Genomic DNA, 24,302 nt, shown 5'->3' with positions numbered 1-24,302 from the left:
TGTTATTAAGCAAAAGCCTGTTTACAAATAACAATTGCTGCCAGAAATGCCACAGCATCAGCCACTAACCCTGCCCAGGGAGCATGCCGAAATTTCTTGATCCCCACTGACCCGAAATAAAGGGACAGAATATAAAAAGTAGTTTCTGTACTACCCTGCATAACTGCAGCAATCCTGCCAATTAAACTATCCGGGCCATATGTCTTCATTATATCACCACTCAAAGCCAATGCACCGCTACCGGATAGTGGGCGGAGTATCGCCAAAGCCAGCAAATCCGGTGGTATATCAAATAAACCAAGAACAGGAGCCAAAGCTCTGCCGATAAAGTCCAGGGCCCCGGAGGCCCGAAATACATTAATGGCTACCAGCATCGCCACTAAATATGGTATCACTTTTATTGCTGTTGTAAAACCCTTTTCTGCCCCTTCGATAAAAATCTCATAGGCTTTAATCCGTTTACCTGCCGCTACTAAGATCACCAGAACCAGAAAAAACGGCACCAGCCAGCGGGAAAGCTCTTGCAGTGCAGTGATCACCACCATCGCCTCCTCCGCCACCAGCGATCCAGCAGCAGGCCAGCTCCCAGCCCGAACAATGTAGCCAGCATCGTGGGTCCGATAATGTCAGTAGGTTGCTGAGCTCCCAGTTTGGCTCGCAAGGCAATGACTGTTGTTGGAATCAAGGTAAAACAAGCGGTGTTTAGTACCAGAAATGTACACATAGCATTACTGGCTTCATCCCGGTAGCCATTCAGTTTTTGCAACTCCTGCATAGCCAGCAGGCCCAGAGGGGTGGCTGCATTGCCCAGGCCCAGTAAATTGGCAGCAATATTCATCAGCATTGCGCCCATGGCCGGATGCTGCACCGGAACGTCAGGAAAAAGTCTGATCAGGAGAGGACGCAAAAGCCTGGCCAGCCCATTTACCAGCCCAGCTTCCTCAGCTATTCGCAAAATGCCCAGCCAGAAGGCCATAATGCCTACCAAACCCAGGGCCAGCTCCACCGCCTGTTGCGCTCCCTGCCAGGCAGCCTGAAGAACCCGGTCTATTTGCCCATTAATAGCCCCAAAGAGGAAACCGCAAAGCAGTAAACCGCTCCACAGCCAGTTGAGCATAAAAAAACCTCCCGACTTTTGCTACCTTCAATATACGCTCTGAGCGGGAGGAAAAGAACTTTTTATAATTCATAAATAACAGCAAAACCAAATTCTCTGGCTATTTTTTCCGCTTCTGCAACATCTTCTTCACCCCAGATGGACCAACCACCTTTGCGCACTCCCTGAACCAGCAGTTCCACTTCTCCCGGCCTGATCACCATCACCCGTTCTGACTGATTGCGGGCACTGCGTTGCATCTGAGCTATTTGCCGCTCAATAGCAGCTTCCAGATCCACATCCATTACTTTCAGAGCAATAAACAAACAGGAAAGGGCATCTTCCAGCTCCTTGCGGGCGCTTTCTTCATCCCCCCGTAACAGAGCCTTTAGGCTTTCTGCCACTTCTTCATTAAGATGGCTGATCACCTGCCGTGGATCCAAAACCTTGTACTTACGATTAGCCCAAATTGCTTCCACAGCTGCTCGTAATTCCATGCGACCCTACCCCTTTAGTGGCATTAAATTTTACCAACAATTATACCGCAAAGAAAAAAGGGGGACAAGCCCCTATCACTATAATCCCGCCCCGATATCTGTCTTGTTCTCCTCTTTTTCCTTGCTTTTTTTCCCACTGACAATGTTCTGTATTTTTTCCAGAAGACCGGGAGCCATGTCCAGCAATCGATCCACCACCGCATTTCCATCAACCGGCAAGAGCCGTACCTGATTCTGACCTACTACTAAAAATCCAACCGGTTGTACTGATACTCCTGCACCACTACCACCCCCAAAGGGTATGGCCTGGGTGTTATCTTTCTTGTTGCCCCCACCTAAAAGCTCAAACTCCCCGCCGCCAGCAGCAAAACCACAGCATACTCTGGAAACGGGAATTATCACCGTCCCATCCGGTGTTTCTACCGGATCACCCACTATGGTATTTACATCCACCATTTCCTTGATGCTTTCCATTGCTGTTTTCATCAATGCCTCAATGGGATGCTGGTCTGCCATCAGCTTTTCCCCCTTTTTTACACTTCCATAACCGCCAGAGCGTTTTCCCGGCGGCATTAATAATATGACCACAGGAAAGGTTTACTATGCACAAAAAACCTATTTGCCATTCCGAGGCAAGGAAATCAGGCCGATAGGCAAATTCTGCTGTACGGGAAGATGGAGCGAAAAAGCGGGGGATCATCCGGTTAACCAGGGCTACCCCTATCCAGACCAGACCAGAAAAGAGGCCAGTTAAGTGAGGGGCAAAAGGCCACCCTCCTTCTAGTTCCAGGCGCAATCTCAATACGCGGGCATGACGGCGCAAACTGTTAAACCAGGGTTCAAATGTATAAAGGTAATTGTTCAGATTGGTACCCAGGTAGTCCCGCAACACTTCTGACCAGAAAAAACGCAATTGCTTTTTATGCCAGTGGAGTTCCTGAGCCGGCCATTCCGAATAAAGCACAGTCCATCCCTGCCTGGCCAGAGCTAAACGCCAGATTATTTTTTTCTCTGTTCCAGTGCGTTTTATTTTTAATTCCAGATATACAGGCAGGCGGTAAAGAGCCCAACCAGCTAAGCCTATGAAGGCCAGGATAAGAAACCAATACAGGCCCGACACCGCACTTCCCCCTTAAATTTCGATCCCTTGTTAATTTAACCGCAAAAAAACCGCCCTATTCTTCCAGGGCGGTAAGAAATTCCTCCAATGGGGGTAGATCAGCCAGACTTTGCAAACCAAAGTGGCTGAGAAACATTTCGGTTGTTCCATACAGGATAGGTTTACCCAGACCCTCCCGGCGGCCTACTTCCTTGATCAGGCCTCTTTCCAGCAGAGTATTGATGGCCTTCTCAGTTTTCACTCCCCGGATGAGCTCGATTTCGCTCCGGGTAATTGGCTGCCGGTAGGCAATAATGGCCAGGGTCTCCAGGGCTGCTTTTGATAAAAAATTGCTTTGCTGAGGGCGAAACAAGTGCTCAATATAATGAGCAAATACTGGTTTAGTCACCAGCCGCCAGCCCTCAGTTCCTTGCAGTAACGTTAATCCCCGTTCCGGCCGTTGCAAATCTTCCTGCAATTTTTGCAGCTGTTCCTGCACTTCTTCCTGGCTGATGCCCAGGATTGTGGCCAGTTTTTCCTCAGTCAATGACTCAGTAGCAGCAAATAAAACCGCTTCCAGGGCTGCCTGTAATTCCTCGGAAAAGAGGGTGGTCACTCCTGTTCCTCCTCAATCATAATGGTGTTGTTGCCTTTAATCTCAATTTCGCCAAACAGCTGCCTTTGAAAAAGGGCAATCTTGCCCTGCCGAAACAGCTCTAAAATAGCCAGAAAGGTAGTAACAACCTCGGTTCGACTGGATCGCCTGGTAAACAGGGAAGAAAAAGTTATTCCTTCGGGGTAGAGGACCAGATGGCGCAAAATCTCCCGCATTTTATCCCGTATCGAAAATTGTTCCCGAGTATAGGAAACAGGTTTGGGATCTTCCTGGTCCTCAGCCCGTTCCAGCACTTGCTTTAAAGCTGCCAGCAGCTGTTCCAGCGTCACCCCGGCCAGTGGATTCCGGGGGCAAAAGAGATATTCATACAGCTCGCGACAGTTCTGGCGAAAATACATCTGGCCCTGTTCTCTTTCCCGTATTTCCAGAAGCTGGGCTACAGCCTTGAACTGTTTATATTCCAGAAGTTTTTCCACCAGCTCCTCGCGAGGGTCTTCCTCATAGACCAGCTCGTCCTCTTCCTCCCCTTCCAGGCGCGGCCGGGGCAGAAGCATTTTAGCTTTAATGGCCAGCAACTTGGCGGCCATGACCAGAAATTCGGAAGTAACCTCCAGATCCAGTTCCTGCATGGCTTGCAGGTAGTCCAGATACTGTTCCACCACAGTAGCAATGGGGATATCGTAAATATTCATCTGGTTTTTGTCAATTAAATGACATAATAAATCTAAAGGTCCAGAAAATGTTTCCAGCTGGATTTCGTAGGCCACCATCTTCTTCCTTTCTAAAACTTCAATGCCTCCCGGACCCGTTGCATTGTCGCCTCAGCTTTGCGGCTGGCCTTGTCCCTCCCGGCAGCCAGAACCTCTTCCACCAGACCCGCCTGTTCACTGTAATGTCTCCGCCTCTCCCTTAGAGGAGTCATTACTTCATTCAGACGTTCCGCCAGTTGCTTTTTGCAGTCAATACACCCAATACCAGCGGTACGGCAACCTTCGGCAATTTCCACAATAGCCGCAGGATTGTAGATTTTCTGATAGGTATAAACCACACATACGTCAGGATTGCCTGGATCCTGACGCCGAACACGGGCCGGATCTGTGACCATTTGTCGGATTTTTTGCCAGAGGCTTTCCGGCTCTTCTACCATGCTAATATCATTGCCATAGGATTTGCTCATTTTCCGTCCATCCAGACCCGGCAAAAGGGGAACCTCCCCCAAAATAGCCTGAGGCTCGGGAAAGAGCTGGGTCTGATAGAGATAGTTGAAGCGGCGCCCTACTTCCCGGGTCAACTCCAGGTGGGGTAACTGGTCCTGCCCGATCGGAACAGCATCGGCCAGATAGACGAGGATATCAGCCGCCTGCAGCAAAGGATAGCCCAGGAAACCATAAGTGTTGATATCCTTCCCCTGGTCACCAAACTGTTGAATTTGGTCTTTATAAGTAGGCACCCTTTCCAGCCAGGAAATAGGAGTGATCATGGAAAAAACCAGGTGTAGTTCCGCATGTTGCTGCACTTTGCTTTGCACAAAGATGGCCGCCTTTTCCGGGTCCAGACCAGCAGCCAGCCAATCCAGTACCAGTTCCCGGGTATTGGCCGCTATTTGTTCGGTATGTTCAAAGGCAGTGGTAATTGCATGCCAGTCAGCTACCATAAAGTAGCAATCATTTTCTTCCTGTAGTTTAACCCAGTTTTCCAGAACACTTAAATGACCGATATGCAAGCGCCCGGTCGGCCGCATGCCACTAAGTATGGTTTTTCTCTGCATTGACTGTGCTCCTTTCCCCATCTATGCTAGACTAGTAAATTGGCTACAAGTTGCAAGAAAGTAATTAATACATCCCGCAAGGGAACTAAAAGAACCCGATGAAAACCTGTTAGCAGCATCAAGAAAAGAATTGGATAGGAGTACTGTTCCAGCAGTTCCAGCCAGCGGGTATAGCGATAAGGCAACAGACCAAACAGGATTTTGGAGCCATCCAGAGGCGGAATGGGCAGAAGGTTGAAAACTGCCAAACCTACATTGATACTGAGAATTCCCTGCAAAATGATTTCAAGGACAGGAGATAGTTCAATTCCAAAACGGACCAACAACCCCCAGCTAATTACTGTCAGCAAGGCTATTAAGACATTAGTCAGCGGACCAGCCAGGCTTACCAGCATCATCCCTGTCCGCATATCTATTCGGCGGGTAAAGCGCACTGGATTGACAGGAACCGGTTTGGCCCAGCCAAAACCGGTAAAGATGAGCAACAATGTACCCACTGGATCCAGATGGGAAAGAGGATTTATATTTAACCGCCCTTCCCTTGCCGCTGTATCATCTCCCAGTTTATAGGCGACCCAGGCATGGGCAAATTCATGGAAAGCAAAACCCAATAATAAACCTGGTATACTCGCAATTAAGGAATATAAATCATTAAACATTAAATCCCTCTCTCCTTGCTATTTCTCTGGCCAATTGTATTTCATCCTCTCGCGTCACCGCTTTCCCATCCAGTTTAGAACGGCGGATCTCGGCCAGGATTGTACGATATACAGGTCCTCTGGGAATGCCCAGCTGAATAAGATCATTGCCGCTGATATGCAGTTTTAATTCGCGCCTGCGGGCATAATAGGCCTGCAACATGCCGTGGGGACCCGGTTTTTGAGTGGCCGCCAGGAAAAAAGCTCCTGCCTCCCAGCCCAATTCATCCAGATGGGCAGCCAATCGGCCCAGGGTAATCTGGGGCCATTCCCGCAACAGCAGCTGTACCTGGGGCCAGGCTTTCATGGCAGCGAGGATAGTGTCCCGTTCTACCGCTGCCAGCCGCATTCTTTCCACTACCTCTTCCTGCTGGGCCACAGGCAAACGGTACAACAACCCCATCATATAAGCCAGCCAGGGCTGGAATGCCTCCTTGCCTACCGCTTGTTCCTTCAACCATAAAATCTCCCTGGGTAAGGCCTCCAATACCAGACAACATTGCTGGTCCAGATTAAGCTCCGGGATAATCAGGTCCCAGAGACCTAATTCCTGCATGCGGAAAATAGCCTTGGAAGGATTGTCCTCACTAAAAATATGTTTCAGTTCCTCCCTGATCCGGTCATAGGATAGTTTGGTCAACCACTGATCCTTAATAGCCTGTTGCGCCAGCCGCAAAGTGGTAGTCTCCATTAGGAAATTATATCTCTGTTCAAACCTGATGGCACGTAAAATTCTGGTGGGGTCTTCTACAAAGGAAAGATTATAGAGAACCCGGATCACCCCTTCTTCTAAATCCCGCCGACCGCCAAAATAATCCACCAGCTGACCAAAGTTGTCCCGGGACAAATCGATGGCCATGGCATTGATGGTAAAATCGCGGCGGTACAAATCCTCCCGTAAGGTAGATTTTTCCACCCTGGGCAGGGCAGCGGGGTATTCATAGTATTCCGTTCTGGCGGTGGCCACATCGATTTTAAAATCATTGGGGAGGATGACTATGGCCGTGCCGAATTTTTCGTGGGTACGGACACGGCCGCAGAAAAACTCGGCCAGTTCCTGACCAAAAGCAATACCATCCCCCTCTACCACCAGATCAATATCAAAGTTTTCCACTCCCAGCAAAAGGTCCCGTACAAAACCGCCTACCACATAAACCTGACGGTGATTTTTGGTCGCTACATAACTGATTTTAGCCAGCAAATCAGTGATTTCCGCCGGCAAGCGCTCCTGCAAAAGCTGTTTTATGGTCTTGCGCTCCCCGCTGGCGTCCTCTTCCGGCAAATAAACGGCCTGAATGCGATGGGGCAATAAATCCCCGTGTAGAGTTCGCAGAACGTCGGTCCTGGAAACGATACCTACCAGCCGTCCCTGCTCAACCACCGGCAGGCGGCCAATATTATGTTCAATCAATAATCTTTGAATTTCCGGCAAAGGTACATGCGGTTCAATGGTAATCACCTTACGGCTCATATAGCCTTTGACCGGAGCATGCCCCAGATTGTGCAGCTGGGCTTTATCAATGTCCCGCCGGGAGATAATCCCCACCAAATCCAGGTTTTCATTGACAACAGGTAAGCCGGAATGGCCATAGCGTAACATGATTTTCCCGGCTTCGTCAATGGAGGTATGAGGAAAAACGGTCTTAACGGGAGCTGACATCAGATCCCGGGCAGTTAGCAAGGGCCGGATCCGTTCTTTCATGATTTGTTCCAGTTGCTTGAGAACTTCATCCAAAGTCATATCTTTCACACTTGCAGATGCTGCCTTGGCATGACCAGCCCCACCAAAGGGTTCCAGCAAGTCAGCCACATCCACCCCTTCGCAGCGGCTGCGAGCTACAATTTGCACCCGATCTTCCATTTCTACTGCCGCAATGATCACATCCACTGCTTCTATTTCCCCCAGCTTGTGCACCAGCAATGCCAGCCCGCTGATAAATTCCTCCCCGCTGGAACGGCTGAGCAACACCTTGACCCCATTGACCAGATGATGCTGGGCATTGATGATCAGGCGGTTAAGCAACTGTTTCTGGCTTTCCGTCAGGGGGCGTTCAATGAATTCCGCCAGGAGCTTCAGGTTAGCTCCCTGGCGAAGTAAATATGCCACTGCTGCCGCATCCCGGGCCGTGGTTGTGGTAAAGGTCAAGGAGCCGGTATCTTCATAAATACCGATGGCCAGCAAAGTGGCTTCCAATGGATGCAGAGGCAAGCCCGCCCTTTGGATTTCCTCCACCAGCAAGGTGGTGGTGGCCCCCACCTGGTCCACCACTTCCACCTGGCCTTTTACATCCTCTTCATTGCGGGGATGATGGTCATAGATAATCACTTCCAGGCCGGGTTTACCGATGATTTTAGCCACTGGTCCCAGGCGAGAAGCGGTTTTGGTATCAACAACAATCACTTTCTTGACTTTATTTAACGGAATTTCTTTTGCCTTTCTGATCTGAAAAGTATCTTTATAAAGGGCCATAAACTCTTCTACATTGCGGCACATTTTCCCAGCTGCCACCAGAACAGCTTCCGGATGCAGTTTTTTGGCAGCCACCATGGCTGCCAGCCCGTCGAAATCCGTATTGCTGTGGCTGATAATTATCTCCATCTCCGTCCTCCGCCCTCGCTTACTTTACCCTTGTATTATAGCAGAAACAGGCCTGGATTGCTATTTTTTGCAGCAATCAGAGCAGTCCCCAGATTTCCCCGGCATATTCCCTGATGGTTCTGTCACTGGAAAAACGGCCCGAACAGGCGATATTGGTCAAGCTCATACGTTGCCAGCGCTGGAAATCCCGGTATAAATTGTCGATTTTAGCCTGGGCTTCGGCATAAGGCAAAAAGTCCTTGAGGACAAAAAACTCATCACTGTGGGTCAAACTGGAATAAATATTGCTGAATTCTTCCCTGGCAGCGGGCAAAAAGCCATTGATCAGGGAATCCACCACTCGTTTTAGCCGCGGCAGGGAATTATATAAATACCAGGAACTGTAACCGCCATGTTCATAATAGTGCATTACCCTGTCTGCAGTAAGCCCAAAGAAGACAATATTATCCTCTCCTACTGCTTCTCCAATTTCAATATTGGCACCATCCCGGGTTCCTATGGTAATAGCTCCATTCATCATGAATTTCATATTGCCTGTACCCGAAGCTTCTTTTCCTGCCGTTGAGATCTGTTCACTCACCTCAGCCGCAGGCATGACCAGCTCCGCCAGGGAAACCCGGTAGTTTTCCAGAAAACAAACCTGTAAACGGTCATTAAAGCGGCGGTCATTGTTGATTTTCTCGGCAACTGTATTGATAAGTTTAATAATACTTTTAGCCATATAATAGCTGGGTGCTGCTTTACCGCCAAAAATAAAGGTACGGGGTACCAGGTCCAGGTTGGGCTCATCCAGCAAGCGCAGGTACAAGTCCAGTACATGCAGAATATTTAAGAGTTGGCGCTTATATGCATGAATACGTTTCACCTGAACATCAAACAGAGAAGCCGGGTCTACTTTCAGACCACAATGCTGGTAAATAAACCGGGCCATCCTTTCCTTGTTCTGACGCTTGATAGATGCCGCCCTCTCCTGTAAATCCCGGTTATCAACGAGGGGTAACAGACGTTTCAGTTCTTCCGGTTCCCGGATCCAGCTATCCCCAATCACTTCTGTAAGCAGTTCCGCCAGCTGCGGATTAGCTTTTAACAACCAGCGGCGATGGGTAATACCATTGGTTTTGTTAGTGAATTTTTCGGGAAAATACTCGTAAAACTCCCGCATTTCCCTGGTTTTCAAGATCTCTGTATGAATTCTGGCCACTCCATTGACCCGGTAACTACCAGCCAGAGCCAAATGAGCCATTTTTACATAACCGTCTGCCACTACCGCCATCCGGTGGATACGCTCCCAATCACCGGGATATCTCCCCCAGAGAGCCCGGCAAAAACGTTCATTTATCTCCTCCACGATCATGTAAATCCTGGGCAAAAGCTGTTTGAACAGCTCAATAGGCCATTTTTCCAGGGCTTCAGCCAGAATGGTATGGTTGGTATAAGACACGGTTCTAGTGGTTATATCCCAGGCTTCATCCCAGCCCAGCCCTTCTTCATCCATAAGTATCCGCATTAACTCAGGAATTACCAGTACCGGATGGGTATCATTAACCTGGATAGCGATTTTTTCCGGCAGCAAATGCCACTGATTGGCGTAGCATTTTTTGAAATAGCGCAAGATACTCTGTATACCGGCAGAGACAAAGAAGTATTGCTGTTTTAAGCGCAGTTCCCGTCCTTTATATGTATTATCATCCGGGTACAGTACCTGGGAAATAGCCTCCACCGCATATTTATATTCTACTGCCTTCAGGTATTCCCCTCGGCTAAAACAGGCGAAATCGAATTCCGTCCTGGCCACTTCTGCACTCCATAAACGCAGGGTGTTAACACAATCATTGCGATAACCGATGATGGGAATGTCATAAGGCACTGCTATTATTTCCTCATAGTTTTCATGAATAAAATTCAACCGGCCCTGTTTTTCCTCCACCCTGACCTGACCACCAAAGCGCACCTTAACTGCTTTATCCGCCCGCCGGGTTTCCCAGACATTCCCTTCTTTCAGCCAATTTTCCGGCAGCTCTACCTGATAGCCATTAACAAGTTTTTGTTCAAACAGCCCGTATTTATATCTGATACCACAACCGTGGCCAGCCAGTCCCAGCGATGCCAGGGAGTCGAGAAAACAGGCTGCCAGTCGGCCTAAACCGCCATTTCCCAGGCCTGCATCCGGTTCCACTTCTTCCAGCAGGGAATAGTCCACTCCCAGTTCCTGTAAAGCCGCTTGCCAGTTCTCCTGCCAGCCCAGGTTGATTAGATTATTGCTCAATAGACGCCCTAACATGAATTCCAGGGAAAAATAATAAACCTGTTTTGTCTGTTGCTGGGCATGTCGTCGTTTGGATTCCACCCAGCGCTGGTAAATGGCTTCCCGCACCAGATGTCCCAGCACCTGATATTTCTCCTGCTCTGTCGCTTCTTCCAGCGTTTTGCCAAACAAAGCTGCCAGTTTCTCGAGAAATGCCTGCTTAAAACTCTCCTTGTCTGCCAGCATGCCACACCCTCCTCTAATCTGTGCTCTTATATATCTATTCTCACATACTTTTGCAATAGTAGCAATCCTTCCCTTTATATTATATAATAATTTGCAAAAACAGGAGGGTGTAGAGATACGTGGTCAGCCACTTTCTGCTGTTATCGGGGTTTCTTAGCTGTGGTATGAATCAACCTGTGGAAACCCCGGTGGTTCTGGAAATAAAAAAAGGCAAACTCCAGCGGCTCATTCCCTGGCAGGCTTACCCTGCGGACTTACCTGCTCCCGATACAACCTATGCTGATTGTTATGCCCTCACCCCGCTGGCAGATGCCCATGTCCATCTGGCTCTAGACGGGGTGGATTTTGCAGCTGCCCGGGCCCGCTGGAACGACGAAACAGGTATGCACCATATGTGGCAAACTAATCTGGAATCGATGGCCAGAGCCGGTGTGCTGGCAGCCCGGGATGGCGGGGACCGCCAGGGCTGGGCCCATCGTCTCGCCGCCCAATTGGACAGCCTTTTTTATATACATACCACCCATCCCGCCTACTGTCGGGAAGGGGGATATGGTACTGCCTTTGCCCATCCCCTGGGGCGTAATGCCATGCCTCCCTGGGGCGAGCTGACGACACAAATTAGAGCCAATGGCTCCCGGCACCTGAAACTGATGCTCTCAGGCATTATTTCCTTTACCGAATACGGCCAGGTCGGGCCCTGCCAGTTTACAGAGAAGGAATTGTCCGCTTTAGTAGCTCAGGCCAATGGGGCAGGATTACCCCTCATGGTACATGCCAGCGGTGCTGAAGCCAGTGCCTTAGCTGCCAGTTGCGGGGTACACAGTCTGGAACATGGTTACTTCCTCACCGAATCCACCCTGATCCAGCTAGCGCAAAAGGGCATTTACTGGGTCCCCACTCTGGCTCCGGTAGCCGCTCAGGCCCCGGCCTATCCGGTAGCAGCCCGCAGCCTGGATAGGCAAATGCAAATGGTAGAACTGGCCCGGCAACTGGGAGTGCCGGTAGTAGCAGGCAGTGATGCCGGGGCCACAGGAGTCAGACATGGTTTTGGCTTACTGAAGGAACTGGAGCTCCTGGGTCAGTGTGGCTACTCACCACTGGAACTGCTGACAAAGGTTTTGCGCCACACCTGGCAATCCCTGAATCCTGACCTGGATCCTGTCTGGCCTCTCCCGGCCTTGAACCTGTATCGCCAGCCGCCCTGGCAAAAGCTTTCTGCCCTTTCTGCCGATCTGATTACCATCCTCTGGTTGGGAGATGATGAAATTGCAAGAACAACACTGGCAAAAAGTCACCTTAAGTTTTCCCCGGCCTCGTCTGACTGACCCGACGGCAGTTTTACAGGCCGGACTGGAAAGGTTATGGCAGCAGCAGCCCCTGGCAGCCGGAGCTACCGTGGCCATACCGGTAGGCAGCCGGGGCATAGCCGTTTTACCCACCCTGCTCAAACAAATTCTGGATTTTTTGCGTCAGCGTCAGGTTACTCCCTATTTGATTGCCGCCATGGGCAGTCATGGCGGTAGTACCGCTGAAGGACAATTGCGGGTCCTGGCTGAACTGGGTATTAGTGCTGACACTATGGGCTGCCCGGTATATCCCGGGGTTGTTACCCGGGAAACTGACAGGCTGAAGAATGGCACCCCGATATTTACCCTGGAATTACCGCTGCCCACCAATGCTATTCTGTTAATTAACCGGGTTAAACCTCATACTTCTTTTACTGGTCCCTGGGAGAGCGGTCTGGTCAAAATGCTGGCTCTGGGTATGGGCGGTCCTGCTGGAGCAGCAGCCTTACATGCTGGCGGCCCCCAGAGCTTAAGCCAGCGTCTGGGTGAAGCCGCCCGGCTGCTGCTTACCCGCCTGCCGATCTGGGGAGGCATAGCCATTCTGGAAAACGCCTATCAGGAACTGGCCGACCTGGTGGCTCTTACTCCTGCAGAAATTCTGGCAGAAGAACCACAATTACTGGCCCGGGTTAAAGGCTGGCAACCCCGTCTGCCCTGGTCAGAGATCGATTTGCTGATGGTGGAGGAAATCGGGAAATGTTTTAGTGGCACTGGAATGGATACCCATGTTATCAATCGCCTGGGTATTCCCGGCCTACCTGCACCAGCTCCCTCTCCTCTGATCAAACTGATTCTGGTTTTGGACCTGGCCCCGGCATCCCAGGGCAATGCCTATGGAATCGGACTGGCTGATCTTACCACCCGGCAGCTGGTCAACAAGATTGACTGGACAGCCACCTATGCCAATGCCTTAACTACCGGATTTCTTGAGCGAGCCAAACTACCCCTCGTAGCTGCCGACGAAAAAGAGGCCCTGCACTGGGCCTCCAGAATACTGGGACATCGTCCCCGCTTAACTGTCAGAATTAAAAATACTCTGCAGCTGGATACCGTCTGGTTATGGGAAGAAACTGACTAGGGAACTGCCGGTCCAGGTTGCCAGTTGACCTCTACCACGGTCCCGGCTGCTTTTAGCATATTATATACCGGACAGCGTTTTTTGATTTGCTGGGCCAGGCGTTCCAGCTGTTCCTGATTGGCAGTGCTATCAATGCTAATCTCCTGTTTCACCCGGGTAAAATAGGGAGGTACATCTCCTTTACCCATAATACCATCGGTATTTAATTCCCCTTCTGCCCGCATCATCAGACCATTGACTTTAATGGCCATTTCTTTCGCAATCATTACCGCCATTACGGTGGTACAACCCAGTAACGAAGCCAGGACATATTCCATCGGGGTGGGAGCTGAATCCTGTCCGCCCAGATCTCCGGGCTCATCCATGGTTACGGGGGAAAACTCCCTGATGGTAATTTCGCTTTTCATTTGTTCTACCCAGTGGCTTTTAGCCTGCAATGTAATAATCATGGGCCTTACCTCCTGTCAGTTATTTCACTAACAGGATGGCGAAAGGGCCCTATTCTTATGCATGCCTTTCGGCATTAAAAAGGCGGTCCAGTAGTTCGGGCAGCACTTTTTCCGCTTCCGCATTTATTACCTCCACCCTGGCCCCGGCCAGGCGAGCTCGTTCGGTAACATAGCGGGCAGTGGAAGTATAAAAGGAAGTGCCAATAACCAGCAACAGTTCGGCATCAGCCACCAGATCCAGGGCCTGGGGCAACTGGGCCAGCCAGTCGCCATATAAGACGACATTGGGTTGCAGCACCTCCCGGCAGTCAGAACAAAAATGATTGTCTTTAACTACTGTAAAAGGATATTGGCGTTGACAGACCGGACAAAAAACATAGTCCAGATTGCCGTGAATTTCCACTAGCTCTTTGGTCCCGGCTTTACGGTGCAGGCCATCAATATTCATGGTTATTACCGGAATCTGATAGCGGGCCAGGGCCAGATGAGCAGGATTAGGTTCTGCCTGGCTTATTCTTTCATACATTTGCCACAGCTTCTGGTAGAACTCCTGCGGCTCCTCTTGAAAATAGTTCCGGGTCAGGTAGTCTCTGATTCCGGGCATTTCTTCAAAAGTAGGTATACCACTGGCTTTAGAAATGCCAGCTCCGGTGAAGGCGATTATTTTCATCCTTCTCACCTCTGCTCCTTAGAGATGAACATAATTTATCGGGTCCTGAAAACCTGCCCGGGAAAAACCCTGTAAACGCAAAAGACAGGCATCACAACGACCACAGGCCTTTTCTCCCCCCCGATAGCAGGTGGTTGTAAGGTGCAGGGGAGCCTTCAGCTCCATACCCAGTTTAATAATACCAGCCTTATCCAGATTGATTAAGGGGGTTACAATCTCGATTCTTTGAGCATCCCTGGTTGTCGCTTTAGTCGCATAATCCACTGTGGCCTGAAAGCGCTGGATAAACTCCGGTCGACAATCGGGATAGCCGGCATAGTCAAGGGCATTGACCCCGATATATATCCGTTCTGCTCCTACCACTTCAGCATAGCCGACGGCATAACTGAGGAAAATCAGATTGCGGGCTGGAACATAAGTAGGGGGAATGTCCTTGCGCTCTATATCCCCTTCCGGTACTTCCATTGTCCCCGTCAGGGCACTGCCCCCGATAGCATCCATGTTGGTAGTAATAATTAAATGCCGGGGACAGTGATAATATTCGGCAATCTGGCGGGCACTGTCCAGTTCCCGTTTGTGGCGCTGGTTATAATCAAAGGAAATGGGATATAGCTCATAACCATCCCGGTACGCTAAAGCCAAACAAACGGTGGAATCTATGCCCCCGGATAATAAGATAACCGCTTTTTTCATTTCTTTGCTCTACCTCCATTCTCATCCATAAGTATAACCTATTTTGATGCTTTTGCAACAGCATCTGTGAAGACTATTTACATCTATCCGGTCAATACCCAGAATGGATATGCTGTGATTAGTTGATTTTTACCAGCAACTTTGGTAGAATATGAGAATAAAAACTGGAGTAATTGTGGGTTCTTATTTACTGACACCATCCGTTAATAAGGAAGTGGTCATATTGACAAAAAAGTATTTTCATTTAAAAAACATAAAAAAATATAGTTTCTTAATGCTTGGCGCTATTTTAGCATCAGTTGGACTCGAAATTTTCCTTATACCTAACAATATTATTGATGGAGGGATAGTTGGTATTTCTATCATCTTAAGTTACCTAACTAATTTACCTCTTGGGGCTTTTATTTTTATCTTAAATCTACCATTTCTTTTTATCGGGTATAAGCAAATTGGAAAAACCTTTGTCATTTCTACGTTGTTTTCTGTAACCGTTTTATCTATTGGTGTCACAGTCTTACATCCTGTTCCAGGACTGACTAAGGATGTTCTTTTAGCTGCGGTTTTCGGTGGAATTATTTTAGGCATAGGTGTCGGTTTAATAATTCGCTACGGTGGTTCTCTAGATGGAACGGAGATTGTTGCAATCATACTTGATAAACGAACAGCTTTCTCTGTTGGGGAAATTGTAATGTTTTTTAATTTTTTTATTTTGAGTAGTGCAGGATTTTTCTTTGGTTGGGATAAAGCTATGTACTCACTCATTGCTTATTTCATTGCATTTAAAGTTATAGATTTGACTATTGAAGGTTTGGACGAGTCTAAAGCAGTATTAATTATCACTGAGCAACCAAAACTTATAGCAGAAGTCCTCATGGCTCGGTTGGGTAGAGGGGTTACATTCCTTGAAGGTAGAGGTGGATATACAGGACAGTCAAAAAGCGTGTTATACTCTGTAGTAACCCGTTTAGAAATTGCGAAGCTCAAAACAATAATTGATGAAATCGACGAAAATGCTTTTGTAACTATCCATGATGTTCATGAAGTAATGGGCGGAAAATTTAAAAAGAAAGCAATTCACTAAATTCCCTCGGATTGTTGTCCGGTAAGATTGAAGAATTAGTGGTAAGGCATAACATCTAGAGAAAACGCCACCCAAAACGGGTGGCCTGTTTTTTACTCCTCAATTTTAATGGCCCCTACCGGACAACCATCTGCCGCATCCCGGGCACTGGCCTCAGCCTCCGCTGGAACTGGATCCGCAATGACCCGGGACAATCCGTTCTCCCCTAGCTCAAACACCTGGGGACAAATGGCGGCGCAGGCTCCACAGCCAATACACAGATCCTTATTCACTCTGGCTCTCATTTTCCCACACTCCTTTCTGTTCTTAATCCAATTATACCATCCCCTGCCAGCAACTCCTGTGACCGGGCTCACAATTGCTGTCTTTTTTTGTATAATCCGCAACTAACGGCAAAAAATAAAATAAATCCACCGCAAGGAGGAGCAAACCATGACCAATACCTACTATCACGCCCTTTTAAGAAAAGGCTACACCCGGCGCGATTTTTTACGCCTGTGCACCATTCTCACTGCTACCATGGGTCTGGATGCCTCCTTTATTAGCCAGGTTGCTCATGCTCTGGAAACCAAACCGCGATTACCGGTTATTTATCTGGAATTGCAACTATGTACCTGTTGTTCCGAATCCTTTATCAGAACCGCCCATCCCCTCTTTTCAGACCTGATCCTCAACCTGATTTCTCTGGATTACATGGAAACCCTGATGGCCGCTTCCGGAGAACAAGCAGAAGCAGCTAAAGCTAAAACCATGCAGGACTATCGGGGCCGCTATTTGCTTGTTGTGGAAGGAAGTGTGCCTTTAAAAGATGATGGTATATACACTACTATTGCTGGCAAAACTGCCCACCAGGTCCTGTTGGAAGCTGCAGAGGGCGCACTGGCAGTTATCGCCTATGGCTCCTGTGCCACCAACACCTGTGTTCAGGGGGCCAGCCCTAATCCTACCGGAGCTGTCGCCGTTAAAGATATAGTGCGGAACAAACCGGTTATTGATGTGCCTGGTTGCCCACCTATTGCAGAAGTAATCGCAGGGGTGGTTGCCCACTATGTTACCTTTGATCGTTTGCCGGAGCTGACTGGATTGGGCCGTCCCAGAGCCTTCTACAATCATCGTATCCATGATAACTGCAATCGCCGGGCCTTTTTCGATGCCGGTCTTTTTGTGGAGCAATTCGATGATGAGGGGGCCAAACAGGGCTGGTGCCTCTATAAAATGGGCTGCAAAGGTCCCACCACCTATAATGCCTGTGCCATTACCCAGTGGAATAATGGAGTCAGCTACCCTATCAAGTCCGGCCATCCCTGTCTGGGCTGTTCGGAGCCCAATTTTTTCGATAACTCGCCCTTTTATACCAGGCTGGCGCATATACCTGGTCAGGCTAAACCGGTTGACCCCGATGAACTGGGTAAAAAAGTGGTTGGTATCACAGCTGCCGGAGTGGGGTTACATGCCCTGGCCACCGGAGTGTTAAAAACCAAAAAGAAAAAAGAAGGTGAAAAGCATGGCCCAAAGAATAGTGGTTGATCCTCTAACCAGAATTGAGGGACATTTACGCATCGAAGCTGATGTAGAAGGGAACGTGATCAAGGAAGCCTATAGTTCCGGCACTGCCTTTCGCGGGCTGGAACTTATCCTCAAGGATCGGGATCCCCGGGATGCCTGGGCCTTTGCCCAGCGTATCTGTGGGGTTTGTACCCATATCCATGCCATTGCCTCCGTACTGGCAGTAGAAGATGCCCTGAAAATTGAAGTGCCTAAAAACGCCACCTTGATCCGCAATATCATGAATGCTACCCAGTTTGTCCATGACCATGTAGTGCATTTCTACCACCTGCATGCCCTGGACTGGGTGGATATCACTTCTGCCTTGAAAGCAGACCCGGCTGCGACCAGCCGTCTGGCCCAATCTCTTTCTGACTGGCCCAAATCCTCCCCTGGCTATTTCCGGGATTTACAAAAACGCTTGCAAAGTTTTGTTGCCAGTGGTCAACTGGGTATTTTCACCAATGGCTACTGGGGGCACCCGGCCTATAAGTTACCACCGGAAGTCAACTTACTGGCAGTGGCCCACTATCTCGAAGCTCTGGAATGGCAAAAAGATATAGTCAGGATACATACCATTTTTGGTGGTAAAAATCCCCATCCCAATTATCTGGTTGGCGGTATGGCCTGCACCATTAATCTGGATAACGATAATACCATAAATATGGAACGTTTGAATCTGGTGGGCCGGGAAATCGATAAAGCGATTGAGTTTGTGGAAAAAGTCTACCTTCCCGATCTGCTGGCCATTGCGTCCTTTTATAAAGACTGGACCTATGGTGGTGGCGTAGGTAATTTTCTGGTCTATGGCCATCTAGCTGACCGGGGTAAAAAAGAAACCGGAGAAGAAATTTTTCCCGCCGGGGTAATCTTAAATCGCAATCTGAATGAGGTCCATGACATAGATGTAAAGGATCCAGAACAGATTCAGGAATTCGTTGACTATTCCTGGTATGAATATAGTGGAAGCAAAGGGCTGCATCCCTGGGAAGGACAGACCAATCCCAAATATACCGGCCCTCGTCCTCCTTATAAGCAACTGGATACAACCGGCAAATATAGCTGGCTCAAAGCTCCCCGCTGGCGGGGTAAACCTATGGAAGTGGGTCCACTGGCCCGTATACTGGTAGGTTATGCCCGGGGCCAGTCCCGGATTAAGGAAGAAGTAGATTCCGCCCTGGCTAAACTGGGATTGGGCAAGGAGGCTTTATTTAGCGCCCTGGGGCGTACCCTGGCCCGCGGCCTGGAAACCAGGATCCTGGTCCACTTCCTGAAGAAAACCTATGCTGAACTGCTGGCCAACCTCAAAGCCGGTGATACCCGGGTTTTTAATCCGGAAAAATGGGATCCTTCCACCTGGCCCAAAGAAGCCAGAGGTGCGGGCATTACTGAGGCTCCCCGCGGCGCTCTAGGGCACTGGGTAAAAATCAAAGATGGCAAAATCACTCTCTATCAAGCAGTAGTCCCCACTACCTGGAATGCCTCCCCTCGGGATGGTCTTGAACAGCGCGGCCCTTATGAGGAAGCTCTGGTCGGAACACCTCTGGCCGATCCGGCAAAGCCTCTGGAAATTTTGCGAATTATTCATTCCTTTGATCCCTGTATTGCCTGTGCTGTCCATTTAACTGATCTCACTACCAGTCAACCCTTGACTGAAATAAGGTTTTACTAAGGAGGGTATGCGATGCTGCGCAAAGCCATCTATGTCTGGGAATGGCCGGTCCGCTTCTATCACTGGTTAAATGTCTTTTTGATCATTACCCTTTTTCTCACCGGCCTCTATATTGGCTTTCCCAAATACAGGCCGGCTGGAACCGAAGCCTACTCCTTTTTTCTGATGGGTAAAGCCCGCTACTGGCATGGCTGGGCTGCCTGGCTGTTTATAGCCAATTTTCTTTTCCGTTTTTACTGGGCTTTTGTCGGCAATGAGTATGCCCGCTTTCGCCCCTGGCGAAAAGGATTTTTTGCCGATGGCCTGGAGACGTTAAAATACTATCTTTTTCTCAAAAAAGAACATACGGTGCATACCGGCCACAATGTCCTGGCCCAGCTTACCTACTTTTTCATTATCTGGATCAACTCCGCCTTTATGATTGCCAGTGGACTAGCCTTGCAAGGAGAGATTCATCCCGGCGGCTGGCAGGAACGCTGGTTTGGCTGGCTAATCCCCTTCTTCGGCGGTAATTCACTGGTTCTGCGCAGTTATCATCACCTGGCGGCCTGGCTATTTGCTGCTTTTGTTGTCTTGCATCTCTATACCGTAATACGTCAGGATATCCTGGATGATGATGGCACCGTTTCGTCTATTTTTAGTGGCTATAAATATGTTCCTGTCAGAGAGGACAGAGAAAATGGCTAAACCGGTTGTTCTCGGGCTGGGTAATCCTCTCTATCGTGATGAAGGAATAGGAATTCATCTACTGCAGAGATTACGTCAATCCGGTCTTGCTTCTCAGATAAAACTGGTGGACGGCGGCACCGGGGGTTTATCCTTATTGCCCGTAATTGAAACTGCTGCACAGCTTTTGATCATCGATGCCGTAAACTGGGACAAGCCCCCGGGTACCGTGGGTCTTTTTCGTTATGAGCAGTTAATCCAGCTGGCCCGGCCCCGGCTCTCCCCTCACCAGGTAGCCCTGGCTGATTTACTGGCCCTGGCCTGCTGGCGTGGTAAATTGCCCCATGACCTGGTCCTGCTGGGAATTCAACCTGCTGACATCAGACCTGGTCTGGAATTGAGCCCACAGGTCAAAGCAGTCATACCCGTAGCTTTAGAACAAGTCTATGATATTATTGCCTTTTATTTCGGTGCAGGATGGCATTGTTGACACAGATTAGTTGCTGGACGATGGCAGGCAAGACAGTTATTCTTATCCCTTCGATATTCCCGCCCGTGGGTTATTGCCCATGCTGGCTCCTGATGGTTTCGGGGTTTAAGACTATTGGGATCCCGGTGGCATTTCAAGCAGTCATCTACCGGTGCTTTACCAGCGCCTTTAACCCGATGGCAGGTCAGACAATCTTTCATTTTTAACCTGGCTCTGCTACCATGGGCTACCCCACTGTGGCATAAAGTACAATTATAGCCCCGGCTATGTTTTTCGTGATTGTAAATTATGCCAGGCATGTTTTTTAACTCAGCAGGCCATTGCTGATGACAGCTCTGGCAACGCTCATTTTTTACCGTAGCCTGCGGCCTGGGCTCCAGATTAAGTAAAGTTATCATCAGCTCCCTAACTCCGCTAATTTTGGCCTTTACCACGCCAGCGAAGCCGGGCTCAGCATGACAGGCATAACATTCAACATCTTTATGGGCAGATTGGGTCCAGCTTTGATAAATAGGCTCCATCAAGTGACAACTGGCACAAAACTGCGGTTTACTGGTATAGTAACTTGCCCCTGCCAGAATTATAATTAGCAAGAATCCTGAAACCAGTATAATTTTTTTAAGATTTTGGGCTGTTAACATCTCTCTCCCCCCTAGTTAGAAATATTAAATAAAATTATCCCTTTCCCTGCCATCTAGTCTATTTTTAGTGCATTTGTACTATAAATAAAACCCGGCTACAGCCGGGTTGTTGCCTATTTTTTCAATCTCTCAGGAATTACATCATTTTGTACCAGGTCAGCATAGCTTTCCCGGCGGATAATCAAATCTGCCTGCCCATCCTTGACCAGTACCGCAGCCGGTCTGGGTACCCGGTTATAATTCATGGCCATAGAGTAGTTATAAGCACCAGTGCAAAATACAGCCAGAATATCTCCGGGCTCAGTACGGGGAACTGCCAAATCCCAGATTAGCATGTCCCCGGATTCGCAGTATTTCCCGGCCACAGATACCACTATTTCTGCCGGTTGATCAGCTTTGTTGGCCAGCAGGGCCGAATACCTGGACTGATAGAGCGCCGGTCTGGGGTTATCACCCATGCCGCCATCAACGGCAATGTAAGTTCTTACTCCTGGTATCTCCTTCACTGAACCGACAGTATAAAGAGTAGTACCAGCCGGGCCAATGATAGAACGACCGGGCTCCACTACCAGGCGGGGTAAAGGCAAATCTCTTTCTTCACAGCCAGCAAGAACTGACTCCCGGACCAGTTGCCCATACGCAGCGATAGAGGCGGGTTCATCCCCTTCGGCGTAGTAAATACCAAAACCCCCACCCAGGTTCAGTATTTCTGCTGTAAAGCCCAGCCTGCTACGCAACTCAGCCAGAAAATCCAGCATAACTTGCACTGTGTAACGGTAGCTTTCAAGTTCAAAAATCTGGGAACCAATATGGCAATGCAATCCCTTTAGGTCTATGTGAGGCAGTTGCAGGGCTTCCTCCACAATTGCCAAAGCCTGGCCGGTAGAAATAGCTGACCCGAACTTGGAATCAATTTGTCCGGTCTGGATGTATTCATGGGTATGAGCTTCTACCCCTGGGGTAATTCGCAAAAGGATGCTGGCCTTGACGCCCCGCTCCCCGGCCAGGCCATTGAGCAGATGCAGTTCGGTGAAATTATCCACTACAAAATAGCCGATACCGGCAGCTAACGCCATCTCGAGCTCGGCAGGGGATTTGTTATTGCCATGAAAATAAATCCGGGCAGGATCAAACCCTGCCTCCAGGGCAGTATATAACTCACCGCCAGAAACCACATCCAGGCCCAGTCCTTCTTCCTGAATAATGCGGGCCATGGCTTTGGTCATGAAGGCTTTCGAGGCATAAATTACTTCTCCCTGAATACGCTCATCCTGCATAAAAGCAGCCCGGTAGGCGCGGCAGTTTTGCCTGATCAGTTCCTCATCAAAAACATACAAGGGGGTACCAAACTCCGCTACCAGACCTGCTGTATCGCAACCGCCAATGGTTAAGCGCCCTTCGGCATTGATGCTCATAGTACCATGCAAACGCATATCATCATCTCCTATCACCAATAGATATTATGATTTTTTCTGAGAAACCGTTAACCTTCAATCACAAAAGTCCGGGAAAATTCTATCAATCACTATAACATGTTTTTTCCCTATTGACAATCTTTCTCACTGTCCTTTTGCCTATGTATACAATATATCTGCATAACAATGCAAAAAGCAGGAACACATTATCTGAGTGTTCCTGCTTGAGTAATTTATAATTCCACTTTAGGCAAGTTAGCCAGGGCTTCTTTAACCAGCCGTTCCGGATATTCATAATCCTGGATTTTACCGGTCAAGTAATCATCATAAGCACTTAAATCGAAGTGTCCATGGCCGCTTAAACAGAACACGATGGTTTTAGTTTCCCCGGCTTCCTTGCAACGCAGGGCCTCTACTATTGCCGCTTTAATGGCGTGGGAAGATTCGGGGGCTGGCAAAATCCCTTCAGTGCGGGCAAAGAGAACAGCCGCCTCAAAAACCTGAGTCTGGGGATAGGCCACTGCCTCAATCAAGCCGTCCTTTAAGAGCTGACTGACCAGCGGGGAATCCCCATGATAGCGTAACCCACCAGCATGAATGCCAGGAGGCATGAAATCATGGCCAAGAGTATACATAGGCATAATGGGAGTCAGCTTGGCCACATCACCATAGTCATAGGCATAGACCCCTTTGGTCAGGGTGGGACAGGCTGCCGGTTCTACGGCGATAATGCGAGTTTTCGTTCCCTTTAGAATTTTGTCCCGGACAAAGGGGAAGGAAATACCGGCAAAATTGCTGCCGCCTCCACAGCATCCGATTACAATATCAGCTGCTTCATCCACTTTGGCCAGTTGGGCCTGAACTTCTTGCCCGATTACCGTCTGGTGCAGACAGACATGATTGAGGACACTGCCCAGGGCATAATTGGTATCTTCCCGGCTGGCGGCATCCTCTACCGCCTCACTGATAGCAATGCCCAGACTGCCCGGTGAATCCGGGCTTTGTTCCAGCACTGCCCGCCCGGCCTGGGTCAGAGGCGAAGGACTGGGGATCACCTCAGCGCCAAACACCCGCATCAGTGAGCGCCGGTAGGGCTTTTGCTGGTAAGAAACCTTAACCATATACACAGTGCATTCCAGCCCGAAGAAACTGCAGGCCATGCTGAGAGCACTACCCCACTGCCCGGCCCCTGTTTCCGTTGCCAGCCGCTTAATGCCAGCCTGTTTATTGTAAAAGGCCTGGGGAATGGAGGTATTGACCTTATGGCTGCCTGCCGGGCTGGTCCCTTCATATTTATAGTAAATCCGGGCCGGAGTGTCCAGGGCTTTTTCCAGGCGATGGGCCCTGAATAAGGGCGTTGGTCTGAATAAGCGATAAAGCTGCTGAACTTCCTCAGGAATCTCGATATATGGTTCAGTGCTTACCTCCTGTTTGATCAGTTCCAGCGGAAATATAGGCAACAAATCTTCCGGAGTGACCGGTTGACCTGTTCGGGGATTGAGCGGGGGTGGCGGTAAATTGGGCATATGAGCCTGAATGTTATACCAGACGGTAGGCATTTCTTTTTCAGTGAGCAGGATTTTGGTATCCGCTCTCATCTCTCCTCAACTCCTTCTTGCCATGCTCTTCTCCCTCAAATGGAAAAAGAAGGCTCCATGCTTGTATTTTAGCATAGAGCCCACAACTGTTCAA

General features: G+C 49.1%; 25 protein-coding genes. 7 read left to right on the top strand and 18 right to left on the bottom strand.

Annotated features, from left to right (window positions below):
* Positions 1 to 5: 5 nt before the first annotated feature.
* From JDF658_RS04915 to JDF658_RS04865, 11 genes are all read right to left on the bottom strand, one after another.
* Positions 6 to 545 carry a spore maturation protein gene (locus tag JDF658_RS04915; protein WP_079906654.1) on the bottom strand — a complete coding sequence of 180 codons (540 nt, stop codon included), beginning with the start codon at positions 543 to 545 and terminating at the stop codon, positions 6 to 8.
* Positions 536 to 1,117 (bottom strand): nucleoside recognition domain-containing protein, encoded by a 582-nt coding sequence (locus JDF658_RS04910; protein ID WP_078664773.1) that lies wholly within the window; start codon positions 1,115 to 1,117, stop codon positions 536 to 538. The genes JDF658_RS04915 and JDF658_RS04910 overlap by 10 nt, the downstream gene beginning before the upstream one ends.
* Positions 1,118 to 1,179: 62 nt before the next feature.
* The gene (locus JDF658_RS04905; RefSeq protein ID WP_078664774.1) at positions 1,180 to 1,593 is read right to left on the bottom strand and encodes a MazG nucleotide pyrophosphohydrolase domain-containing protein; all 414 of its coding nucleotides are present in this window, start codon (positions 1,591 to 1,593) and stop codon (positions 1,180 to 1,182) included.
* A 78-nt stretch (positions 1,594 to 1,671) separates the two neighbouring features.
* Positions 1,672 to 2,109, bottom strand: a complete 438-nt coding sequence (gene ytfJ / locus JDF658_RS04900; RefSeq protein ID WP_078664775.1) for a GerW family sporulation protein — start codon at positions 2,107 to 2,109, stop codon at positions 1,672 to 1,674.
* On the bottom strand, positions 2,087 to 2,713 hold the full coding sequence (locus JDF658_RS04895; protein ID WP_079906653.1) for a hypothetical protein: 627 nt from the start codon (positions 2,711 to 2,713) through the stop codon (positions 2,087 to 2,089). Before JDF658_RS04895 ends, ytfJ begins: the two co-directional genes overlap by 23 nt.
* 55 nt (positions 2,714 to 2,768) lie before the next feature.
* On the bottom strand, positions 2,769 to 3,308 hold the full coding sequence (gene scpB, locus JDF658_RS04890) for an SMC-Scp complex subunit ScpB (RefSeq protein WP_079906652.1): 540 nt from the start codon (positions 3,306 to 3,308) through the stop codon (positions 2,769 to 2,771).
* Positions 3,305 to 4,075, bottom strand: coding sequence for a ScpA family protein (locus tag JDF658_RS04885; protein ID WP_079906662.1), 771 nt, complete (start codon positions 4,073 to 4,075; stop codon positions 3,305 to 3,307). The genes scpB and JDF658_RS04885 overlap by 4 nt, the downstream gene beginning before the upstream one ends.
* A 14-nt stretch (positions 4,076 to 4,089) precedes the next feature.
* On the bottom strand, positions 4,090 to 5,076 hold the full coding sequence (gene trpS / locus JDF658_RS04880) for a tryptophan--tRNA ligase (protein ID WP_079906651.1): 987 nt from the start codon (positions 5,074 to 5,076) through the stop codon (positions 4,090 to 4,092).
* 26 nt (positions 5,077 to 5,102) lie between these two features.
* Positions 5,103 to 5,735 (bottom strand): site-2 protease family protein, encoded by a 633-nt coding sequence (locus tag JDF658_RS04875; RefSeq protein ID WP_079906650.1) that lies wholly within the window; start codon positions 5,733 to 5,735, stop codon positions 5,103 to 5,105.
* Positions 5,728 to 8,373 (bottom strand): CBS domain-containing protein, encoded by a 2,646-nt coding sequence (locus tag JDF658_RS04870; protein WP_079906649.1) that lies wholly within the window; start codon positions 8,371 to 8,373, stop codon positions 5,728 to 5,730. The genes JDF658_RS04875 and JDF658_RS04870 overlap by 8 nt, the downstream gene beginning before the upstream one ends.
* 76 nt (positions 8,374 to 8,449) lie before the next feature.
* Positions 8,450 to 10,864 (bottom strand): glycogen/starch/alpha-glucan phosphorylase, encoded by a 2,415-nt coding sequence (locus JDF658_RS04865; RefSeq protein WP_078664781.1) that lies wholly within the window; start codon positions 10,862 to 10,864, stop codon positions 8,450 to 8,452.
* Between the two features lie 119 nt (positions 10,865 to 10,983).
* Here JDF658_RS04865 and JDF658_RS04860 point away from each other — a divergent pair, with 119 nt between their 5' ends.
* Positions 10,984 to 12,189, top strand: a complete 1,206-nt coding sequence (locus tag JDF658_RS04860; protein ID WP_079906648.1) for an amidohydrolase family protein — start codon at positions 10,984 to 10,986, stop codon at positions 12,187 to 12,189.
* Positions 12,131 to 13,288, top strand: coding sequence for a hypothetical protein (locus tag JDF658_RS04855; protein WP_078664783.1), 1,158 nt, complete (start codon positions 12,131 to 12,133; stop codon positions 13,286 to 13,288). The genes JDF658_RS04860 and JDF658_RS04855 overlap by 59 nt, the downstream gene beginning before the upstream one ends.
* Here JDF658_RS04855 and JDF658_RS04850 read toward each other — a convergent pair.
* The 3 genes from JDF658_RS04850 to queC are packed head-to-tail and all read right to left on the bottom strand — an operon-like array spanning position 13,285 to position 15,100.
* Positions 13,285 to 13,737 carry an OsmC family protein gene (locus tag JDF658_RS04850; protein ID WP_079906647.1) on the bottom strand — a complete coding sequence of 151 codons (453 nt, stop codon included), beginning with the start codon at positions 13,735 to 13,737 and terminating at the stop codon, positions 13,285 to 13,287. The two genes, JDF658_RS04855 and JDF658_RS04850, sit on opposite strands and share 4 nt — an antisense overlap.
* Before the next feature lie 55 nt (positions 13,738 to 13,792).
* Positions 13,793 to 14,407 (bottom strand): Sir2 family NAD-dependent protein deacetylase, encoded by a 615-nt coding sequence (locus JDF658_RS04845; protein WP_078664785.1) that lies wholly within the window; start codon positions 14,405 to 14,407, stop codon positions 13,793 to 13,795.
* Positions 14,408 to 14,425: 18 nt separating this feature from the next.
* Entirely contained in the window at positions 14,426 to 15,100 is a 675-nt protein-coding gene (gene queC / locus JDF658_RS04840; protein ID WP_079906646.1) for a 7-cyano-7-deazaguanine synthase QueC, read from the bottom strand.
* A 274-nt stretch (positions 15,101 to 15,374) separates the two neighbouring features.
* Between queC and JDF658_RS04835 the strand changes: the two genes are divergently transcribed.
* Positions 15,375 to 16,181, top strand: coding sequence for a YitT family protein (locus tag JDF658_RS04835; RefSeq protein ID WP_242946612.1), 807 nt, complete (start codon positions 15,375 to 15,377; stop codon positions 16,179 to 16,181).
* 92 nt (positions 16,182 to 16,273) lie between these two features.
* Here the strand turns inward: JDF658_RS04835 and JDF658_RS04830 are convergent, their stop codons facing one another.
* Complete coding sequence (locus JDF658_RS04830; protein ID WP_079906644.1) at positions 16,274 to 16,465, bottom strand: ferredoxin; 192 nt, start codon at positions 16,463 to 16,465, stop codon at positions 16,274 to 16,276.
* A gap of 148 nt (positions 16,466 to 16,613) precedes the next feature.
* Here JDF658_RS04830 and JDF658_RS04825 point away from each other — a divergent pair, with 148 nt between their 5' ends.
* From JDF658_RS04825 to JDF658_RS04810, 4 genes are read left to right on the top strand one after another with little or no spacing between them, the layout of a single operon-like run.
* On the top strand, positions 16,614 to 17,708 hold the full coding sequence (locus JDF658_RS04825) for a hydrogenase small subunit (protein ID WP_079906643.1): 1,095 nt from the start codon (positions 16,614 to 16,616) through the stop codon (positions 17,706 to 17,708).
* A complete protein-coding gene (locus JDF658_RS04820) occupies positions 17,686 to 19,398 on the top strand; it encodes a nickel-dependent hydrogenase large subunit (RefSeq protein ID WP_079906642.1) in 1,713 nt (570 codons plus the stop codon). Before JDF658_RS04825 ends, JDF658_RS04820 begins: the two co-directional genes overlap by 23 nt.
* A 12-nt stretch (positions 19,399 to 19,410) precedes the next feature.
* Positions 19,411 to 20,085, top strand: coding sequence for a Ni/Fe-hydrogenase, b-type cytochrome subunit (gene cybH, locus JDF658_RS04815; RefSeq protein ID WP_078664790.1), 675 nt, complete (start codon positions 19,411 to 19,413; stop codon positions 20,083 to 20,085).
* Positions 20,078 to 20,554 (top strand): hydrogenase maturation protease, encoded by a 477-nt coding sequence (locus JDF658_RS04810; protein WP_159446563.1) that lies wholly within the window; start codon positions 20,078 to 20,080, stop codon positions 20,552 to 20,554. The genes cybH and JDF658_RS04810 overlap by 8 nt, the downstream gene beginning before the upstream one ends.
* Here JDF658_RS04810 and JDF658_RS04805 read toward each other — a convergent pair.
* The 3 genes from JDF658_RS04805 to JDF658_RS04795 form a co-directional block, all read right to left on the bottom strand.
* Entirely contained in the window at positions 20,527 to 21,195 is a 669-nt protein-coding gene (locus JDF658_RS04805; protein ID WP_079906640.1) for a NapC/NirT family cytochrome c, read from the bottom strand. The two genes, JDF658_RS04810 and JDF658_RS04805, sit on opposite strands and share 28 nt — an antisense overlap.
* A 113-nt stretch (positions 21,196 to 21,308) precedes the next feature.
* Positions 21,309 to 22,628, bottom strand: a complete 1,320-nt coding sequence (gene lysA, locus JDF658_RS04800) for a diaminopimelate decarboxylase (RefSeq protein ID WP_078664793.1) — start codon at positions 22,626 to 22,628, stop codon at positions 21,309 to 21,311.
* A 215-nt stretch (positions 22,629 to 22,843) separates the two neighbouring features.
* On the bottom strand, positions 22,844 to 24,208 hold the full coding sequence (locus JDF658_RS04795; RefSeq protein ID WP_078664794.1) for a TrpB-like pyridoxal phosphate-dependent enzyme: 1,365 nt from the start codon (positions 24,206 to 24,208) through the stop codon (positions 22,844 to 22,846).
* Positions 24,209 to 24,302 lie beyond the last annotated feature (94 nt).

It is taken from the genome of Carboxydocella sp. JDF658 (genome assembly GCF_002049395.1).
Lineage (GTDB): Bacteria > Bacillota.
The sequence above is the reverse complement of the archived record's forward strand: the minus strand, read 5'-3'. Positions and strand labels throughout refer to the sequence as shown.

What these genes read in the sequence shown, in the direction of transcription:
- JDF658_RS04865 (WP_078664781.1), bottom strand. Translation starts at nt 10,864, where the DNA reads ATGCTGGCAGACAAGGAGAGTTTTAAGCAGGCATTTCTCGAGAAACTG.
- queC (WP_079906646.1), bottom strand. Translation starts at nt 15,100, where the DNA reads ATGAAAAAAGCGGTTATCTTATTATCCGGGGGCATAGATTCCACCGTT.
- JDF658_RS04825 (WP_079906643.1), top strand. Translation starts at nt 16,614, where the DNA reads ATGACCAATACCTACTATCACGCCCTTTTAAGAAAAGGCTACACCCGG.
- JDF658_RS04905 (WP_078664774.1), bottom strand. Translation starts at nt 1,593, where the DNA reads ATGGAATTACGAGCAGCTGTGGAAGCAATTTGGGCTAATCGTAAGTAC.
- lysA (WP_078664793.1), bottom strand. Translation starts at nt 22,628, where the DNA reads ATGCGTTTGCATGGTACTATGAGCATCAATGCCGAAGGGCGCTTAACC.
- JDF658_RS04835 (WP_242946612.1), top strand. Translation starts at nt 15,375, where the DNA reads ATGCTTGGCGCTATTTTAGCATCAGTTGGACTCGAAATTTTCCTTATA.
- trpS (WP_079906651.1), bottom strand. Translation starts at nt 5,076, where the DNA reads ATGCAGAGAAAAACCATACTTAGTGGCATGCGGCCGACCGGGCGCTTG.
- JDF658_RS04795 (WP_078664794.1), bottom strand. Translation starts at nt 24,208, where the DNA reads ATGAGAGCGGATACCAAAATCCTGCTCACTGAAAAAGAAATGCCTACC.
- JDF658_RS04805 (WP_079906640.1), bottom strand. Translation starts at nt 21,195, where the DNA reads ATGTTAACAGCCCAAAATCTTAAAAAAATTATACTGGTTTCAGGATTC.
- JDF658_RS04845 (WP_078664785.1), bottom strand. Translation starts at nt 14,407, where the DNA reads ATGAAAATAATCGCCTTCACCGGAGCTGGCATTTCTAAAGCCAGTGGT.
- JDF658_RS04850 (WP_079906647.1), bottom strand. Translation starts at nt 13,737, where the DNA reads ATGATTATTACATTGCAGGCTAAAAGCCACTGGGTAGAACAAATGAAA.
- JDF658_RS04830 (WP_079906644.1), bottom strand. Translation starts at nt 16,465, where the DNA reads ATGAGAGCCAGAGTGAATAAGGATCTGTGTATTGGCTGTGGAGCCTGC.
- JDF658_RS04875 (WP_079906650.1), bottom strand. Translation starts at nt 5,735, where the DNA reads ATGTTTAATGATTTATATTCCTTAATTGCGAGTATACCAGGTTTATTA.
- cybH (WP_078664790.1), top strand. Translation starts at nt 19,411, where the DNA reads ATGCTGCGCAAAGCCATCTATGTCTGGGAATGGCCGGTCCGCTTCTAT.
- JDF658_RS04915 (WP_079906654.1), bottom strand. Translation starts at nt 545, where the DNA reads ATGGTGGTGATCACTGCACTGCAAGAGCTTTCCCGCTGGCTGGTGCCG.
- JDF658_RS04910 (WP_078664773.1), bottom strand. Translation starts at nt 1,117, where the DNA reads ATGCTCAACTGGCTGTGGAGCGGTTTACTGCTTTGCGGTTTCCTCTTT.
- JDF658_RS04820 (WP_079906642.1), top strand. Translation starts at nt 17,686, where the DNA reads ATGGCCCAAAGAATAGTGGTTGATCCTCTAACCAGAATTGAGGGACAT.
- ytfJ (WP_078664775.1), bottom strand. Translation starts at nt 2,109, where the DNA reads ATGGCAGACCAGCATCCCATTGAGGCATTGATGAAAACAGCAATGGAA.
- JDF658_RS04870 (WP_079906649.1), bottom strand. Translation starts at nt 8,373, where the DNA reads ATGGAGATAATTATCAGCCACAGCAATACGGATTTCGACGGGCTGGCA.
- JDF658_RS04810 (WP_159446563.1), top strand. Translation starts at nt 20,078, where the DNA reads ATGGCTAAACCGGTTGTTCTCGGGCTGGGTAATCCTCTCTATCGTGAT.